We start from the raw sequence: 18,212 nt of genomic DNA, 5'->3' as shown, positions 1-18,212 counted from the left end.
CCCCGCGGGCACGTCGCCTCTGCGGCGGAGGCGTTCGATCTGCTTGGCGGGCCGGGGCGTCGGCGACCGCGTTCAATCGGCCTGAACCGCGTTTAAACGGCCTGAACAATGTCGATGATCCGCTGCGGCAGTTCGGGCGTAGCGCCCGAGCGGGACGCCACAAACGATCCCATCGCATTGGCCAGCGAGAGGGTCCTGGCGGCGGGCCAACCGAGCAGCGTCCCCGTCAGCAGCCCGGCGCAACAGGCGTCGCCCGCCCCAACGGTGTCGCGGTTGGCGTCGGCCTCTTCCAGAGCGGCGGGCTGCTCGCCTTCGATCCAGCCGTCGGCGTTCATCAGCGCGGCCCCTTGGGGACCCCGCGTCACGGCGACCCACTCGAGGGCGAACTTCTCACGCAGATCGGCGGCCACCCCCGGCATCGGTCGCTCGCCGCCGGCGCCGCCAAGTAGCCGTTCATCGAGAATGGCCAATTCCTCTTCGTTCACCTTCGCGGCGTTGGCGAGTCGGAGAGAGTCCCGCAGCAGGTCGGTCGAGTAGTAGTCCTGCCGGAGATTGACGTCGAACAAGCGAACCGCGCCGGAGGCGGCTGCTAAGAACTTCTGAATCGTCTGGCGGCTCGTCTCGCTCCGCTGGCAGAGCGTGCCGAACGCAACCGCATCACACCGGCCGGCCAGTTCATCGAAGGCGGGCGTGAATTCGATCGCGTCCCACGCGGAATTCTTCTCGAAGACGTAGCTAGCAACGCCCTGCTCGTCCAACGTGACCTGCACCCGTCCGGTCGGAGAGTTCGCGTCGCGCTGCACCCAATCGGTCGCCACCTTCCGCTGCTGGAGCGTACGCACCACCTCGTCGCCGAGCGGGTCGCTGCCGACCCGCGTCGCCGTAACGGCCGAGCCGCCGTGGGGGCGGAGCAAGGCGTCGGCATGGATCGCCACGTTCAGCGGCGCGCCGCCGAGAACTTGCTTGTCCTCGAAGCAGTCGAAGAGTGCTTCTCCCAGCCCGACGATGAGCGGGGCCGATCGGCTGTCTTTTGCGGCAGGCATGAGGCTCGGCGGGCGTCGGAGTCGGGCGTCGGGGGTGGTTCGGCTAGGGGCCCCCATCCGTTAGGATACGGAATGATCGAGTCGCTACCCACCCCGCAAGCTCTCTTGGTTTGCCGCTGCCCCTCCTAGTGTGTCCTTACTAAGACTATGTACCTACAGCTCGTCAGCATCCACGGGTTAATCCGCCCGACGAATGTAGAGATGGGCCGAGACGCCGACACGGGCGGGCAAATCCGCTACGTGCTCGAGCTCGCCAAGAGCCTCAGCGAACGCCCCGAAGTCGAAGCGGTCGACCTCTTCACCCGTCGGGTGCGCGACAAGCGCGTGGATCCCGAGTACGACGAGCCGATCTCGATGATCGCCCCGAAATGTCGGTTGGTCCGTTTGCCGTGCGGCGGTGGACGCTACATGGCGAAAGAGCGGCTCTGGCCCCATCTGGACGAGTACGTCGACGCGATGATCGCCTTCACGCGCGGCGAGGGACGCATCCCCGACATCGTCCACGGCCACTACGCCGACGCCGGCTATATCGCCATGGAGGTGGCGGCCGCCTTCGGCTCGCCGTTCGTCTTTACCGGGCACTCGTTGGGGAAGAGTAAGCTCGAGTACCTGCTCGAAGAAGGCTGGACCGTCGATCAAGCGAACAAGACGCTGTCGATGGATCAACGCATCGCGGTCGAGCAAGACTGCCTCGGCGTCGCCGACCTCATCGTGACGAGCACCCGCCACGAGCAAGCCTCGCAATGGGGACTCTACCCAAGCCGCCCGGAAGCGAACTTCCAGGTGATCCCTCCCGGGACCGACCTCGAACGCTTCTTCCCCTACTACGACTACGACCTCCCCTCCGCCGAGATCGACGAGCGCTTCAAGCAAGCCCGCATCCGGATCACAAACGAGCTCTCACGGTTCCACTTCGATCAGAACAAGCCGCTGATCCTCGCGCTGTGTCGCCCCGACCGCCGCAAGAACATCGGCGCGTTGATCGAGGCCTACGGCCAGAGCAATCAGCTACAGGCGATCGCGAACCTCGTGATCCTCGCCGGGATCCGCAACAACATCGAAGAGATGCCGGAGAACGAGCAGCGGGTCCTCACCGACATGCTGCTGGCGATGGACCGGTACAATCTCTACGGGAAGATGGCGATCCCGAAGAACCACGACTCGCAGTTCGAGGTCCCCGAGCTCTACCGCCTCGCCGCCGCGTCGCGCGGCGTCTTTGTGAACACGGCCTTCACGGAACTCTTTGGGCTGACGGCGATCGAGTCGTCGGCCGTGGGGCTCCCGTTCGTCGTCACCGACAACGGCGGGCCGCAAGACATCGCGGCGAACTGCGAGAGCGGCGTGCTGGTTGACGTCACCGACCTCGACGCGGTGTCGGGCGCCTTGCTCAACGTGCTCACCGACTCGGCCGACTGGGAGACCAAGTCGAGCAACGGGATCAACCGCGTCCGGGAACACTACAGCTGGGCGACCCACGCCGAGCGTTTCGTCAAGGAGATTAAACCCCTCGTGAAAGCTGCCCACCACTCACCCGACGAGTTCGAGTCCCCCGCGGTCGGCAAACGCCTCGCGGCGGTCGAGCGGATGCTTATCACCGACATCGATAACACCCTGCTGGGCGACGACGACGCGATGCGTCAACTCTGCGACCTGCTCGCCGAGCACCGCGGGCGGATCGGCTTCGGCATCGCCTCGGGCCGCTCGATCGAACTCACGAGAGAAGCGCTCGCGTACGCCGGGATCGATAAGATCGACCTCGCGATCTGCTCCGTCGGGGCCGAGATCTATTACGGGAGCGACTTCCTCCCCGATCGCGGCTGGGCCAGCAAGCTCCGCACCCGATGGCACCCCGAGCGGATCCGCAACGCGCTCTCTTCGCTGAGCTTCCTCCAACTCCAAGAGCGCGACTACGCCCAACGCGAATTCAAGATCAGCTACGACGTCGACGCGCAGGTCGATAGCGAAGTCGCCCTGCGGAAGGTCCGTGACGTGCTCGCCACCACCAAGAGCGCCTACTCGCTGGTCCTCTCACACGGAACGTTCCTGGATTTACTGCCGCACCGGGCGTCGAAGGGCAAGGCGGTCCGCTACCTGGCCGACAAGTGGCGTCTGCCGATCGAACACATCGCCACGGCGGGCGACTCGGGCAACGACCGCGACATGCTGCAAGGCCAGACGGCCGGCATCGTCGTCGGCAACCACGACGCCGAGCTCGCCTCGTTGCGACAAGCCAAGGCGACCCGCGTCTACTTCGCCGAGTCGCACTACGCGGCCGGCGTCATCGAGGGGCTCCGCCACTTCGACTTCCTGTAGGCCCCCCACGAGCGGTTTTCGGACGCTAGTCGAGGGCGGCCCGCGCCGCCGCGTGCGACGAGCCGGTCGCCAAGACCATCAGCTGATACGGCTCGACGTCGAGCTCGTGACCGGCGGTGATCACCTCGCCCTTGAAGGTGTCGACGACGGTCTTCCTCAGCCCCAGGTTCCGCAGTCGCTTAGCGGAGATCGACTGCGGATTCTCCGAGAAGTTGGCGATGATCAGCGCCGAGTGCTCGTCGCGGTTGCGGAAGAAGGCGAACACGTGCTCGTTGCCGACATCGACAAACTCGGTCTCGGCCCGGTCGAACGCGAGGCTCTGCGTCCTCAACTGGATCAGCCGCTGCAGGCTTTGATAGACGCGCCCCTCGGGCGTGCTGTTGTCGTGGCGGCGTTCGCTGCGTTCCCAGTCGAAGGGGGGCCGATGGACCCACCGTGAATCGGCGTACTTCTCTCGGTCGTCCTCGAACCCGTAGTCGTTCAGCATGGCGATTTCGTCGCCCAGATAAATCAACGGCATCCCGCCGATCGTCATGATGACGCCGTGCAGCAAGACGATGCGGCGGATCGCGAGCTCGATCTCGGCGGGGTCGTCGATCTCGATCGCGTGCTCGAGTCCCGCCAGCGAAGCGGTCATGCCCGACACCCGCGCGTCGCCTGTCTCGGGGTTTTCTTGGAAGACGAGCCCGCGGCTAAAGCTCCCCTCGTGCTGCCCCGTGTAGAACTTCGTCAAGAAGCGGCGGTGGCTACGCGGGTCGAAGCCGGCGGCCTCGACTTCTTCGTCGGAGAACGCCCAGCCGATGTCGTCGTGGCAGCGCACGTAGTTGACCCAGGCGCAGCCCGGGTCGATCTGAAAGCGCCGCTCCATCGCGACACGCAGGCCGGTGGTCTTTCTCGTCGCCAAGGCGTCCCACAGCAGCGCCATCAACTGCGGATTGTAGGAGAGCTGGCACTCATCCATGTGGATGTACTTGCGGACCTCGTCCGGGTGGACGATGGCTTCACTCTTGAGCGTCGTCGCCGGCGCCGCGATCCGCGCGGCCGCACTGAAGACCCGCAACACGTCGTGGGCGTGGGGCAGGTTCTGGCAATCGGTGCCGAGCTCTTTCCAGAGAAACGCCACCGCGTCCATGCGGATCACCTCAACGCCAAGATTGGCGAGGAAGAGCATCTCCTCGGTCATCTGCCGCAGCAGCGCCGGGTTCGCATAGTTCAGGTCCCACTGGTACGTGTGGAACGTCGTCCACACCCACTGCTTGATGCGGGGGCGATAGCTGAACGCGCCGTCGTGATCGTCGGGGAAGACGTCGTGCAGATTCCGCTCGTAGGCGTCCGGCAGCTCCCGGTCGGGGAACATCCGATAGTAGGCCTGGAAATTGGGGTCCCCATCGAGGGCCCGCTTCGCCCACTCGTGCTCGTCGGCGGTGTGATTGAGGACAAAGTCCAGGGCCAGAGAGATCCCATGCTGCCGGAACAGCGTGGCGACCTCTCGCAGCTCTTCGACCGTGCCGAGCTTCGGATCGACATTGCGGTAGTCGCTGACCGCGTAGCCCCCGTCGTCCTCTCCTTCGGGGCTCCGGAAGATCGGCATGAGGTGCAGGTAGGTGATCCCCAGCTCTTTCAGGTAAGGGAGATGATCGCCCAACGCCTTGAACCCCCCCGCGAAGAGGTCGACATAGCAGGTGGCGCCCACCATCCGGTGCGATTGGAACCAGCTGCGGTCCTCTTCCCGCAGAGCGTCGAGCCCGCACAGGCCTCCCTCACGCTCGATCCACGCCTCGGTGATCGTCTGGACGATGGTCTCGAGGTGGAAGAAAAAGTCGTAATGATCGCCATAAAGGGCGAAAACCGGGGCGAATAACGCCTCGAATTGGCTTTCGAGACGCCGTTTGAAGGACTCCCACATCCCCGGGTCGACCCGGTGCGCGTACCGCTCTTCTAACCGCGGGCGCAGGCGCTGCAGTGTCGTGTTCGATCGTACGGATAGGTCAAGTCGTAGGGATGGCACGGCGCAGGACGTTGGGGAGCGGATTCAAAGACCGCTCTAGTTTAGCTTGGGCACGGGGCCTGGCACGACCGGCCCCGCTGTTCTTGGCGGGAGGCTCCCTCACCCCCAAAAAAGAGCCTGCGCGGGCTTCAGATGCGGGAGCCGATCCCAGATTCTGGTGACGCGTCGATGCGCGGCGTCGAAAACTCATCCGTCGCGATGCATTGATCACCGCGACCCCCCCGACCCTTGCGAAGGGGCGCGTACCGCACGTCTGCTACATGGCATCGGCGCCACAGAGACAACGCGGGCGAACGCGTCGATTGGATCGGCGAACGCGCGTTGTCACGCGCTCGAGCACGACGCCTTCCGTCGAACGGAAACGGCAGCGACGGCCTGCCGGCAATCGGCTCTGGCGAATCATTCCGCGTCGGTGCTGGGAATATCACAATAGTCAGTGTACAAACACGAAGGCACACTCGCCGACCTCGATTTGTCCCCTCATGGCACGGCAGTCATGTCTTGCGGGGCGACTCTCAATCCTAACTGGGGCAGAACCATGTTAGTTCTCAGCCGGAGGGCGGGCGAAACGATCGTCATCGGTGGCGACATCAGCATCACGGTGCTTGGCGCCACCAAGCAAACCACACGTCTCGGTATCGAGGCGCCCCGAAAAGTTCCGGTTGTCCGTCAAGAGCTGAGAACCGGCGACCAACGCGCAATGGAAGAAAGAGACGCTGCAAAGAAAAGGAGCGTGGGGCGATCGCGCTAGGGCGAGGTCTCACAACATGATCGGGGTGCCTCTTTTCGGCACGCCGATTGCTTCCGTCGACGCCGCCTAGGAAGGCTTCAACTGGTTGTACCGATCCATCACGTGCGCGAGCTCCACCACGTTCTCAACCCGCATTTTTTGCAGGACGTTGTGGCGGTGGAAATCAACCGTCGTCAAGCCGATTCCGAGCGACATCGCGACTTGCTTGGTGGTCTTCCCTTCGAGCAACAAGTCGAGGACTTGCACTTCGCGCGGGGAGAGCGTCCGGAAGCTGTCGCGAATCGCCAGCAGGTCCTTGTTGGACTCCTGCTGATCGATCGAAACCTGCAAAGCCCTCTGAACTCGGTCCAGCAACGCCGCCGCGCTCACGGGCTTTTGGATGTAATCGACGGCGCCCGCTCGGATTGCCTCGACCGCGTCGGGAACCTCGCCGAAGGAGGTAATCATCATGACCGGGGTGGGCACGCCGCGCTCGACGAGCTTCCGGTGCAGCTCGAACCCGCTCATCTCAGGAAGTCGAACATCCAAAATGATGCACTCAACCGAGCCCACCGAAAACTCCGCCAAGAACTTCGACGGATGCGTGTAGAGCCGCACTGTCAGGTTCGCCGACTGTAGAACCTCATCGAGCCACGCAGCGTACGGCTCGTCGTCCTCGACGACATACACCACGGGGCAAACCTGCAAATCGGAATCGCTCTGTTGCCCGTCTACCATGAGGATCAAACGTTGGCGGTTGAGAACCGCTGTTGAGTACTGCGGCTGAGACCAATTGTCGTGCGATTGGCGCCTACTCCGCAGCGTCGATAGCCATGTCTCAGCATAGCAAGTTGCGCCGGCTAGACAGAGAGGATCTGATGCGTGTTGTCCGGCGGCCTCGTCCACGGGACGGCGCGAAGCTTGACGACTCGCGGCATCCGGTTGCTTGCATGGGAGGCCTCTGGAACGTAGTTTCCGCAGCGTCGTCCGGCTCCATTTTCGGAGATTTGGTATCAAACCGTCGGCGTCAATTGGCAAGGCTTTGAATTGACTCCGTCGCTTCAAGAGTTGCAAACATGTCATCACGCTCGAATGGCCGACCGAGCCACTTCTACGCTAGCAAGAATCGCGCGCTCGACATTGTCACCTTGTTGCTCCCGGGCAAAAGGTTCCTGACGATGGCTACCGCTCGTGACGCACCCCAAAAGAGCAGAGCGTGATTTCCGCTATCGAGGCTCACCCACCTTCTCCGTCAAACCGGTTCTGGATGAAAAGGCCGATTCTTGGGGCAGGCACAACATCTCGACGCTCTGGTCCGCCACTGTGAATCCGCCTAATAGTCCGCCCCGTGGGAATCCGCGATTCAGCGCTTCGGGAGGCGTCGCCTGGATGCCATAATCTTCGCGTGACTCCCAACAATATCTCTTCGTCCAACTCCGCTGCCCCGACTTGTGTCGCCCTTGCTAGGCCAAAACATTCCGGCATGAAGCTTTCGACTCGACTTGTCTTCGCCATGATGCTCGTCGCGCTGGCGACCGCCGCGGTCCAAGCGCTGCTAGTTCGGCGGAGCCTCGAGTCGGTTGTGGTCCCTGGCGAAGTCGCCCAGATCAGCGCTCATGCGTCGCTGCTCGCCGCCGACCTGGAGGCGACGATTCGCAGCGCCACCGAAGACATCGCGGCGGTGCGTGGCGCGCCCGCGATCGCCCAGTTCGTCAGCGCCCGCGGCGACACCGATCGGGGGCCTGAGCAGTCCGCGGAGTCGGTCGAGACGCTGCGGTCCGAAGTACAAGGCCTCTTTCACTCCGTCGTGAACGCTAAACCGTTCTACTCACAGCTCCGTCTCATTGGCGTAGCGGACGGCGGCCGAGAGTTGGTCCGGGTCAATCGGTCGAGCGAGGGGGGGGCTGTCGAGAACGTTGCGGTTGATGAGCTCCAGCAAAAAGGGAGTCGTGACTACTTCGTTAGGGCGACGATGGCGCCCGTAGGCGAAGTCTTGCTGAGTTCGATCAATCTCAACCGAGAGCATGGCCAGATCGAGTCGCCACACCAGCCGGTGCTACGCGCCGCCACCCCCGTGCGCACGAGGGGCGGCGAGTTTTTCGGGGCGATCGTCCTAAACATCAATGCGGCGCCAGCGCTCCAACGATTACGGGAAGCGAACAACGAGCATCGAGCCGTCTATGCGGTCGATGAAGTCGGCAATTACTTAGCGAACCCCGACGAAGCGAAGGAGTTTGGCGCCGATCTGCGGACGTCTCACCGCTTGCAGGAAGATTTCCCTGAGCTTGCGGCGGCGATCATCTCTTCGACGCCGACTGGCGCAAGCGTCCCCGATGCCTGGACGACCGACCGCAACCAAGAGAGCCACTACGCGGCCGTCCGCTCGATCGCACTAAGTGATCGCAATACGGTCTACATTATCGAGACGGTCTCACGCGGGGCGATTAACGAGGTCTCGAAAGCGGCCGGCTGGTCAAGCCTCGTCGCAGGGATGTGCGCGGCGCTCTGTGCGGCGGCCTTAGCGGTCATTGCCTCGCGGACATTGACCAAGCCGCTTGAGCAGATGACGCTCGCCGTCGACGAGTTCACTGCCGACTCGCCGAGGGAAGCCCCCACCTCCGCGTCGGGCGAGATTGGCGTCCTGGCCCGCGCCTTCGAGCGAATGCGGCAGAAAGTCAACGACACAACGGTATCGTTGAAGCGCGAGATTGAAGAGCGACGGCGCGCCGAGAACGAGATGCAAGGCTTAGCCGCGATCATCACCTCGTCGGGCGACGCCATTTACAGCACCGACCTCGATGGCGTCATTGTCAGTTGGAACGACGGCGCCGAGCGGCTCTTCGGGTACGCGAGCGACGAGGTCGTTGGCCGCCACGTGTCGATGCTGTCGCCTCCCGCGTTCTGGGGTGACGTCAGCATGCTGCTTGATTCCGTACAGAGCGGCGAAGGGGTCGATTACCACGAGTCCCAGCGGTTGCACAAATCGGGCGCTCTCATCGACGTCTCGATTTCTGTCTCACCCATCCAGGATGAAGAGGGACATCTAAAGGGCGTCTCGAAGATCGCCCGCGACATCACGAGGCGCCTTGCCGCCGAGAAGGAACGTGATCGCTATGAGGAACGGTTCCGCACCACGGTCGAAGCGGCCCCCACCGCCATTGTCATGACCGACTCGAACGGGTTGGTCGTGCTGTGGAACGCCGCCGCAGAGAGCCTGTTCGGATACCACCGCGAGGAGATGATCGGCGCCTCCATCGAGAGGCTCCTGCCCGAACGCCTCCGGACCGACCACGCCACGCTCAGGGCGGGCTATCTCGCCAACGCCAAGCCCCGCCAAATGGGCGCTGGGAGAGACCTTTATGGGCTTCGCAAGGATGGCTCCGAAGTCGCTGTGGAAATCGGGTTGAGTCCTGTCCGGATGAGCGACGGCGTTTTCGTTCTCAGCACGATCGCGGACATCACGCTCCGCAAAGAGGCCGAAGAGCAGCTGAAGCGCGTTAACGAATCGCTGGAGCAACGGGTCGCCGAGCGGACGACGGAACTTAGTTCAGCGCTCGGCGAGTTGACGACCGCGAAGGAAGCCGCGGAGAGCGCCAACCGCGCGAAGAGCTCGTTCCTCGCCAATATGAGCCACGAGATCCGAACCCCGATGGCCGCCGTCATGGGGGCCTCCGAGCTGCTGCTGCGAACCGAACTCGGTAAGAAGCAGCAAGAGTACACCGAGATTATCCTCGAGTCGTCCGATTCGCTTCTCAACGTGATCAACGACATCCTCGATTTCTCCCGGATCGAGGCGGGCCAGTTGCGGCTCGAGCACGCCGACTTCGACCACCATGAACTTGTCGGCGGCGTCGTGAAGGCGCTCGGTCTCAAGGCGGACGCTAAGGGCTTAGATCTGTCGTACGAAATTGACCCCGACGTGCCGACCGCGCTGAAGGGCGACCCCAGCCGTCTCCGGCAGGTGATCGTGAACCTGCTAGGGAACGCCCTCAAGTTCACCGAGAAGGGGGACGTCTGGCTGACGGTGCAACGAGAAGCAGAGCCCACTGCTGACCGAGTGGAGGGCGAGATCCTCTTGCATTTCGCGGTGCACGACACGGGCATCGGAATCCCCCCCGATAAGTCGGAGGCGATCTTTGAGGCGTTCGAGCAAGCCGACGCCTCGACCTCGCGGAAGTTCGGCGGGACCGGGTTGGGTCTGGCGATCTCGTCGAGGTTGGTCGCCATGATGGGGGGACGCCTCTGGTTCGAGAGCGAGGAGGGTCGCGGCTCCACCTTCCATTTCACGGCGCGGCTGAGGACGGCGACGGATCAACTCGAGAAGACCGATCGCCGGCCGCAGCTGTCGCTCAACGGGCGGCGCGTCCTCGTCATCGAAGGTGACGAGGGATGCCGCGACCAGGTCTCCGAAGCGCTGCGATCCTGGGGCATGGAGCCCGATTCCGCAACGAACGCCGACGAAGCGGTCACAAGAATGAGCGTCGCCGAGTCGAACGGCGCCCCCTACCAGTTGCTCGTGGTTAATGAGCACACGCCAACCGTTGGTGACAGCAAGGACACGCAACCTCTCGCCGCTGAAGTCGGCCACCTCACTACCCCGGTGATCGTGCTGGGCTCATCCGAACGTGACGACGAGGCCTCGCACGCCTTCGATGGACGCCTCGCCGGGTTCCTCGTGAAGCCGATTGACGAGCGGGCGTTGTATGAGTCGGTCATGATCGCCCTCGCCGCTGAATTGTGCTACTGCGTCGAAAGGCCGTCCTTAGAATCCGAGTCGTCTGCGCCCTCCGTCGACGCCCCCTCGGCGCTCCGCATCCTTCTTGCCGAAGACAGCCGCGCCAATCGAACCCTGATTGCTGACATGCTCACGCAACAGGGTTACCGAGTCGATGTAGCGAGCAACGGGCGAGAGGCCGTTCAATTCTGGAGCAACGAACGTCCCGACCTCGTCCTCATGGATGTGCAAATGCCTGAAGTAGATGGCATCGAAGCGACTCGACACATCCGACGGCTCGAGCAGGAGTACGGCGAACACACGCCGATCATCGCCATCACGGCCCACGCGATGAAAGGCGACCGCGATCGCTGCCTGCAAGCCGGAATGGACGGCTACCTCTCCAAGCCATTTCAACAGCACGATTTGATCAACGCCCTGCGAGGAATCGGTGGCGTCGTCGCGACACTATCCGGTCCGCCCCCCCCCGAAGGTCCGCCCAACGCTTCGGCGCAGCCATCCCGGCGATCGGTCATCGTCGATTGGTCCGTCGCCCTTGAGTCCGCCAATGGCGATGTCGCGCTCCTCAAGAAGTTGGCTGAAATCAGCGTCCACGAAACCGACGACCTTCTCGAAAGCCTGCTCGAAGCGATGGAGCGCGGCCATGCCGACTCGCTGCTGAAATGCGCGCAGGGACTGAAGAACCACTACCGTCTGTTTGACGCTGCGGTGGCCGACCATGTTGCGTTCCACATCGAGAACACGATCCGGGATGGCGACTTGAACATTGGCCTTGAGGTCGAAAAACTCCGCAAAGAAACCCACCGGCTTCAAGAAGAGCTAATCGACTTCTTGCATGGCCGTTTCAAGTTGCCAAGACCGAATCCCGACACCTCGAATTAGAGAATCGCAGGCCGACAGACCGATGGAGGCGACCCGAACACCGAGACTCTGACAAGGAACTTAACAATATAGGCCCGCCACATCACTGAGCGGATCGATCATCCGCGTCCCCCTAGGAATATCCCAGTTGATCAGCCCGTCCCGGAAGCCGATAAGGCAGTCTTGAGGCGGCGTACGTCGGCCACTCGATGAGCCGACGAGGTCCCCTCACCGTGAATCCGACCTTCTCGTACACAAGGACCCTGGCGGGGCTGGCAAGAACAGACCGGCGATATCGGTTTGGGTGGCTAGTCGCCCACGACGGCATTGCTCGTCAGGTTGTTCGAGTCAGCATTCCCAACCGGCGTCTTTCTAACCTGGGGTTGCGATGGTGAGTCGGGGTATAATCCGCGTTGGTCCGACGACGTTCTCCGGTTGCTTTTCCTAACATCGTTCGTTCCACCTCCCATCGGTCCCGATGCCGAATTCGTTGCGAATTGTCGTCGCCGATGACGAGCCGCTGCTGGTCGAAGAGATCGTCGTCTACCTGACGGAGATGGGGCATCGGGTCGTGGCGACGGCGCAAACGGGTCAAGAGCTCATCTCTCTCTGCGCGGAGCATCTTCCCGACCTGGTGATCACCGACATCTCCATGCCCGACATGGACGGTCTTGAGGCGGCGAAACGAATCCAGGCGGTGAGCCTCACGCCCATCATTGTGGTCTCCGGTCACCACGATCCGACGTTCATTGAACGCGCGAAGGACGGCAACGTCATGTCGTACCTCGTCAAGCCGATCAACGCGACCAACCTCAGGGCCAATATCGAGATCTCCTCGCAACGTTTTCGTGAGCTCAATGCGCTGCTGCTTCAGACGGACGAGCTGCAACGGAGCCTCGCCGAAAGAAAGTTGATCGAACGGGCGAAGGGCGTGCTGATGCAACGGACCGGTTTGACCGAGCACGAAGCCCACCGACGTCTGCAGGATCTGGCGAGCATTAAGAACAGGAAAATCGTTGCAATCGCACAGTCGATTATTGAAGTCGGCGACGCATTCGATCAGCCGTAATCCGCCCACCCCCCCCAGGCGCCACGATAGCACTCCGTTGAGAGGCACAATGACAGATCGTCTGTCGTTTTCAGAGAAACAAGACGATGACTAAAGCAGTTGACTACCCTCGAATAGATAGTAGTCTACCGTAACGCTCCCGATGAACGGTGAGCGGTCTCGGCGCCTACGGCGGGCGCCATGAATTGCGGGTGATGACGCCCGCAAGCGCGTGAGTGACTCTCACTCGCGCTTTTCAACAACCTTTGACATCTGCCCTGCGCAATAGTGCTAGCGGCGACCCGTGGTCGCTGCGTGCCGCTGCAATTTGCCGCCGAGCCCCCAGGCGATGGCAGCAGGCAGGCGTCGCGCCTAAGGAATGCCGAATGCGTCATCACAGCAGAAGCGAGGTTTCAGCTCAGCCTGGCCGCTCTCGTCTTCGACACGTCTACGTGCTCGACTCGGTCGCAGAGAGTCGCGACGCCTTGGTCACCGTTCTTCGTCGAGAAGGCTACGCGACACAAGGCTTCACGACCGCTAAAGAGTTTCTACAGAATCGCGCTGTCGTTCAACGCCCCTGCTGTGTGCTCAGCGAGTTGTCGTTTGACGAAGGACCTAGCGGCTTGGAACTGCTATGCCAATTAGCGGCCAGCGACGATCCCTACACGCTCCTCTTCTGCAGTGACTCGGTAGACGTCGCCACCGCGGTAACCGCGATGAAGGCGGGCGCGTTCTCGGTCATCAAGAAGCCGACTTCTTGTGAGCACTTGCTCTTGGAGGTCGCCAACGCGGTCGCCGCCGACGATGTCAAGCACGAACGGGCCCTACGGATCCGCCAGTTGCAAGTGGCTCACGACGCGCTGACGGAACGGGAGACGAAGATCCTCGGTCAGCTCCTGAACGGGCTCCCCAACAAGGCGATCGCCAAGTCGCTCGATGTCTCGATCCGGAGCGTCGAGAACTTCCGCGCGCGGATTTACCACAAGTACGGCGTCGCGACGCCGGCGGAACTAGCCGTCAAGGCGACCGAGCTGAAACTGCTGCGGCAAGCGAATTCGGTGCGAGAGCGGCCTTCGATGTCATGAGAAGCCCCCACCCTCTCCTCCGACCGCCCTCGAAAACGGTTCGCGACATACGAGAGCGGTTCGCGACATAACAGTCCTGACGCGCCGACAGCCGCCACTCAGGGCGGCCCCAATCGCCCCCAAAGCCGCCGCAAAGCAAAGCACGCCCGGCTGGACTCGAACCAGCGACCTGCGGATTAGAAGTCCGCTGCTCTATCCAGCTGAGCTACGGGCGCGAAGGGTTGGGCCGGGGGGGACGTCGGTCCGCTCGGCGACGGGGCCATTCTGACGCACGCCCGGGGTTCGCTCAATCGGGCTCGTTCTAACCGGGGTGGCGATTTATTGGCCCCTTGCGCGTTCAGCGATCGATTTAAACCGATTTGTTGGCGTCGGGCCCGGGGAGGGCGCCCGAGATCCTTCCAACTATTCGGACGCCGCGTCTGGCCGAAAGAGCGGTTGACGCCGCCGTCGGCCGGGGATCATGAAGGCGAGTTGGCGTCCTCAAGGCCCTCAGCGATCGCTTTGGTGGAAGGCGTCCGCCGGAGGAGGCGGGCCAGGAGCAGCGCGACACACCCGCTGAGAATCGCCCAACCGACGCCCAACGCCGCCCCAGCCGCCACATCGGTTGGCCAGTGGACCGCTAAGTAGACCCGGCTGATCCCCACCATCGCGGTGACGCCGATCGCGACGGTCCACAGAAAGACACGGGCGACCCGCCTCGGCTCGCTCCGCGCGAGTAAGGCGGCGAGGGTGAGATACACCGTCGCCGCGGTCATCGTGTGACCGCTCGGAAAACTCTTGGTATAGACGTGCGAACCGTGCGGCGCGAGCTGGGGACGGGGTCGGTCGTAGGTCGACTTGAGAACAAGACAGACCGCGATCCCGCTCACCACGGCGCAGGCGACGTACAACGCCAAGACTCGCCTTTGAGAGATCACTAGCCACGCGACTGAGCCAGCGGTGACGAGCGACGAGACCGCGAGGCCACCCAACGCCGTCATGTCGCGCATCGACTCCTCGACCCACCGCGGGCCGATAGGGTCCGAGGGGTCCGCTGGTTCACGGAGGGAAAGGAGCAACGCCTGGTCGAAGTCGCGCAGTTCGCCGCGTGCGACGACCTCGGCCAAGCGCACAAATCCGAAGATGGCGACGGCGGCAGCCGCGGCAAGCGCCGCGAGCTTCCACCGCCACGATTCGGACAGCGGCTTGCTAGATGTCGATGGCGGAGTCGGGATCACTCTCGTTCCACGTCGATATCGACCTCACCGGTCTCGGTGTCACGCGTCACCTCGACGTCGCGGTTGGGAGTCTCGACATCAACAACTTTCTCCTTGTTCGAACAGCCCGCGAAGAGACCGACGAAACCGAGCAGGCTGAGAGCGAAGCAGGACTTGAAAGCGCGCGACATCATAGTTCCTTGGAGAGAGGGTAGAGGGGCTGTTCGCGGCGAGGCGCCCCGCCCTGGGTCGTCATGACCCCTTGCGTTGCGTCCATGCAAACGGGCCGGGTGGGCGCCTGACCGCCAAGAATCCTTGGGGTGGTTGTTGAACGGACAGACTGGATTCCAGGCGTCCATCGAAAGACGACGGCCGCTTGTTGCTCGTATCGTTGCATTCGACGTGCCAGTCGCACCCCCAACTCTCCGCTGCAACACGGATGTGGCTTCGGTCGGTGATCTTTCGGTACGACGTTCAGCCGTCCTGGTGTTCTTCGAATGGCGGACAACCGCGACCGGCCTGCGGGCGGATTGTGAGCTAGGCTTTTTGTTGGCCGCTCACCGCCCGCACGACGCTTGACGCCGCTGCGTGCGGGGTGAGTTGGCCACATCCTCTCAGGGGCACGCATGTCAAAGAAGCACCTGCGCAAACACTACTTCGTCGATCGTCACGTGCAGGGCGGGATCGCCCTGCGGGCCGCCCGTTACTGGGCGTTCAGTGTGGCCGTGTTTGGGATGCTGACGGTGATCGGATGGGTCTTCGTCACCCCCGGCGTCGCGGCGCTCGTGGAGTCTCCCGACAGGCTGCGGGCGCTGCTGGCCTGCATGGCGGTCGCGTCGGTGGTTGCGACGCTTATCATGCCCGTCGTTCTGCTCGACCTGATGCGGTTTACAAACCGCTTCGTCGGCCCGATGGTTCGATTGCGAGAAGCGATGCGTGCAGCCGCGGCGGGCGAACATGTCGATCCCATCCGCTTTCGCGACGGCGATTACTGGCAGGAGTTTGCCGACGCCTTCAACGCAATGCAGGCCCGAATCGAGAGGCCCCCTGCGGTTGGTCGCAGAGAGGGGGGCGCCCCATCGGCGTAGACGGGCTACCGCAATCCGAACTGCAGTTCGGAATCCACCGCGAAAAATGGCCTACGTTTAAGATTGGGTGAAGGACACTCCGCACGCCCCCCGAGTCGGTGACGACTCGAATCTCTTCAAACGATTCTTCGATGCACGGTGGAAGCGGATCCACCCCCGCCTGGAGCCGACTCTGATGGCTAGTCCCGTACTGCGTGGCGTGCTGCGCGTTTGGCAAGTATCCCAAGCCATCGTGCTCTTTGCGACGCCGGCGTTCGCGCAGGACGTTGTCGAGATCGAGGAGCATTGGACGCTCAGCGTCGGCGGCCCCGACGCGTTGCGGAGCGCCCCGCAAGTGAGCATGGTGATGTCTCCCGCGGGTGGGACCGACGATCACTTCTTCCTCGTGTCGCTCAATCACTGGAGCTACCCCGACTTTGCCGCAGGGGGTGTCCAGACGCAGCACTGGCACGGCGATACTTGCCGTTCGGTAGCGAACTCGCCCAGCCATCAAGCGCTCGACACCGACGAGGAGACGGTCGGTTGGACCCAACGTCTCTCCCTCAGCGACGGGCAGCTAGTGTTTGAGGTTGTCAACGGCGAATCGGCCTCCTGGGGCGCGTTCGGTGGAGACGGATCTCTTCGCGTCAGCAGCCCCACGGAACTGTCACGCCTCAATGACTACAAGCCGGCGACGTCACTGACCGAATCAGGGATCGGCTACGCCGGCAACCGCGTTTCTTCCTTGGTGCTGCAGAAACTTCGCTGGCGTTTCGACGGCGAGGATGATTGGCAAGAGATGATCGCGCCCATCGACATCGACGCCGACCTGGATCCTTAAGCGTGGCCAGCTCGGCCGGAGCCTTTGGGCGCGATGCAAGTCGATTCAATATCGTCCGCCAATCTCTGCTGTGAGGAGTGATCCGATGTACGCCCTAAGAAACCGAAACCTTCGCCAGGGAGATCGCCGCGGTGCGATCACCGTCCTAGCAGCGATCTTCTCGATCGTGATGCTCGGTATGGTGGCGTTCAGCGTCGACGTCGGTTATGTGCTCTCGGTCAAGGAGGAGTTGCAACGGACAGCCGACGCCGCGGCGATGGCGGCGGCTTGGAATTACGCGTCGGGGCTCGCGGATGAGGCGACAGCGGCGGATTGCGAGCTCGCTGGACGGGCGGGCGCCGCGACTGTCGCCAGTAACAACGTGGTCGGCCGCGTCTCCCCACAGATCGCCGCTAATTACGCGAACGAACCGAGCGGCGACTTGGTGTTCGGGTACCTAGCGAGCCTCGGAAGCCCCGGCACGCTGGACACCTCCAACCCGTCGCTCTTTAACGCGGCCCGAGTCAAGGTGCGACGCGACGCGACGCTCAATGGCGCGGCGCCGCTGTTCTTCGCCAGCATCTTCGGCTTGAAGACCCAGTCACTCGAAGCCGAGGCGACTGCCGGCCTCGTGCGGAACGTGGGCGGTTTCCAGTCGCCGTCGGGCGGCGGGAACATTGACCTCTTGCCCTTCGCCCTCGACGAAGTTACGCACCAAAACTGGCTCGCGGGCTGCGGCGACGACGCCTTCCAATGGAACGAAGAAGCCGGCGCCGTTTCGCCCGGCTCGGACGGCAAGGTCGAGGTGAATCTCTATCCGCAGGGGACCGGGTCACCCGGCAATCGCGGCACGGTGGACATCGGCGGCTCGAACAACAGCACGAACGACATCGCCCGCCAAATCCTTTACGGGATTAGCCCAGCCGACTTCGTCGCGCTCGGCAAGCCGCTTGTGTTTGACGCTTGTGGCAAGCTGACGCTCAACGGCGACACCGGCATTAGCGCCGGCGTAAAGGATGAGCTCGCTGCGATTAAGGGTGAACCGCGGACGATCCCGATCTTCCGCGAAGTGAATGGACCGGGCAACAACGCGATCTACACGATCGTCGCGTGGCAGGGAATCCGCATCATGGACGTCAAGCTCACTGGCCCGATGAACAAGAAGCACCTCACCATCCAGATGGCTCCCGTCCTCACAAGCGGCGTCGTGCCGACCACCGTCACGGGGACAAGCTACCAAGTCTACTCGCCGGCAGTGCTGCTGCAGTAAACACCTGCGAGAACGACCCGAGCCCCCCCGCCCTTT

At 63.0% G+C, this 18,212-nt stretch carries 13 protein-coding genes and 1 tRNA gene; 8 read left to right on the top strand and 6 right to left on the bottom strand.

Annotation, left to right across the window (positions count from 1 at the left end; genetic code table 11):
* Positions 1-92: 92 nt before the first annotated feature.
* Positions 93-1,043: a PfkB family carbohydrate kinase gene (locus tag Pla108_RS00395; RefSeq protein WP_197526106.1), complete on the bottom strand. Its 951-nt coding sequence runs from the start codon at positions 1,041-1,043 to the stop codon at positions 93-95.
* 201 nt (positions 1,044-1,244) lie between these two features.
* Between Pla108_RS00395 and Pla108_RS00390 the strand changes: the two genes are divergently transcribed.
* Complete coding sequence (locus Pla108_RS00390) at positions 1,245-3,356, top strand: HAD-IIB family hydrolase (RefSeq protein ID WP_231934218.1); 2,112 nt, start codon at positions 1,245-1,247, stop codon at positions 3,354-3,356.
* A gap of 25 nt (positions 3,357-3,381) precedes the next feature.
* On the opposite strand, the gene Pla108_RS00385 is transcribed toward Pla108_RS00390, so the two are convergent.
* On the bottom strand, positions 3,382-5,364 hold the full coding sequence (locus Pla108_RS00385) for an amylosucrase (protein ID WP_231934216.1): 1,983 nt from the start codon (positions 5,362-5,364) through the stop codon (positions 3,382-3,384).
* 496 nt (positions 5,365-5,860) lie between these two features.
* Here Pla108_RS00385 and Pla108_RS21540 point away from each other — a divergent pair, with 496 nt between their 5' ends.
* Entirely contained in the window at positions 5,861-6,115 is a 255-nt protein-coding gene (locus tag Pla108_RS21540) for a carbon storage regulator (RefSeq protein ID WP_449240198.1), read from the top strand.
* Between the two features lie 66 nt (positions 6,116-6,181).
* Here the strand turns inward: Pla108_RS21540 and Pla108_RS00375 are convergent, their stop codons facing one another.
* Positions 6,182-6,832: a response regulator transcription factor gene (locus Pla108_RS00375; RefSeq protein WP_197526104.1), complete on the bottom strand. Its 651-nt coding sequence runs from the start codon at positions 6,830-6,832 to the stop codon at positions 6,182-6,184.
* 745 nt (positions 6,833-7,577) lie between these two features.
* Here Pla108_RS00375 and Pla108_RS00370 point away from each other — a divergent pair.
* The 3 genes from Pla108_RS00370 (at position 7,578) to Pla108_RS00360 (ending at position 13,823) form a co-directional block, all read left to right on the top strand.
* On the top strand, positions 7,578-11,711 hold the full coding sequence (locus Pla108_RS00370; RefSeq protein ID WP_146441377.1) for a PAS domain S-box protein: 4,134 nt from the start codon (positions 7,578-7,580) through the stop codon (positions 11,709-11,711).
* 469 nt (positions 11,712-12,180) lie between these two features.
* A complete protein-coding gene (locus Pla108_RS00365; RefSeq protein WP_197526103.1) occupies positions 12,181-12,759 on the top strand; it encodes an ANTAR domain-containing response regulator in 579 nt (192 codons plus the stop codon).
* A 431-nt stretch (positions 12,760-13,190) separates the two neighbouring features.
* On the top strand, positions 13,191-13,823 hold the full coding sequence (locus tag Pla108_RS00360; protein WP_197526102.1) for a response regulator transcription factor: 633 nt from the start codon (positions 13,191-13,193) through the stop codon (positions 13,821-13,823).
* 141 nt (positions 13,824-13,964) lie between these two features.
* Here Pla108_RS00360 and Pla108_RS00355 read toward each other — a convergent pair.
* The 3 genes from Pla108_RS00355 to Pla108_RS20690 all read right to left on the bottom strand — a co-directional run bounded on the left by Pla108_RS00355 (position 13,965) and on the right by Pla108_RS20690 (position 15,210).
* Positions 13,965-14,038 (bottom strand) — tRNA-Arg (locus tag Pla108_RS00355).
* A 243-nt stretch (positions 14,039-14,281) separates the two neighbouring features.
* Complete coding sequence (locus Pla108_RS00350) at positions 14,282-15,040, bottom strand: phosphatase PAP2 family protein (RefSeq protein WP_146441372.1); 759 nt, start codon at positions 15,038-15,040, stop codon at positions 14,282-14,284.
* Positions 15,037-15,210, bottom strand: coding sequence for a hypothetical protein (locus tag Pla108_RS20690; RefSeq protein ID WP_197526381.1), 174 nt, complete (start codon positions 15,208-15,210; stop codon positions 15,037-15,039). Before Pla108_RS20690 ends, Pla108_RS00350 begins: the two co-directional genes overlap by 4 nt.
* Before the next feature lie 435 nt (positions 15,211-15,645).
* Between Pla108_RS20690 and Pla108_RS00345 the strand changes: the two genes are divergently transcribed.
* The 3 genes from Pla108_RS00345 (at position 15,646) to Pla108_RS00335 (ending at position 18,176) form a co-directional block, all read left to right on the top strand.
* Positions 15,646-16,107 carry a methyl-accepting chemotaxis protein gene (locus Pla108_RS00345; RefSeq protein WP_146441369.1) on the top strand — a complete coding sequence of 154 codons (462 nt, stop codon included), beginning with the start codon at positions 15,646-15,648 and terminating at the stop codon, positions 16,105-16,107.
* A 175-nt stretch (positions 16,108-16,282) separates the two neighbouring features.
* Positions 16,283-16,927, top strand: coding sequence for a hypothetical protein (locus Pla108_RS00340; RefSeq protein ID WP_146441367.1), 645 nt, complete (start codon positions 16,283-16,285; stop codon positions 16,925-16,927).
* Positions 16,928-17,012: 85 nt separating this feature from the next.
* Positions 17,013-18,176, top strand: coding sequence for a pilus assembly protein TadG-related protein (locus tag Pla108_RS00335; RefSeq protein WP_146441365.1), 1,164 nt, complete (start codon positions 17,013-17,015; stop codon positions 18,174-18,176).
* Positions 18,177-18,212 lie beyond the last annotated feature (36 nt).

The organism is Botrimarina colliarenosi (assembly GCF_007859955.1).
Classification (GTDB): domain Bacteria; phylum Planctomycetota; class Planctomycetia; order Pirellulales; family Lacipirellulaceae; genus Botrimarina; species Botrimarina colliarenosi.
The sequence above is the reverse complement of the archived record's forward strand: the minus strand, read 5'-3'. Positions and strand labels throughout refer to the sequence as shown.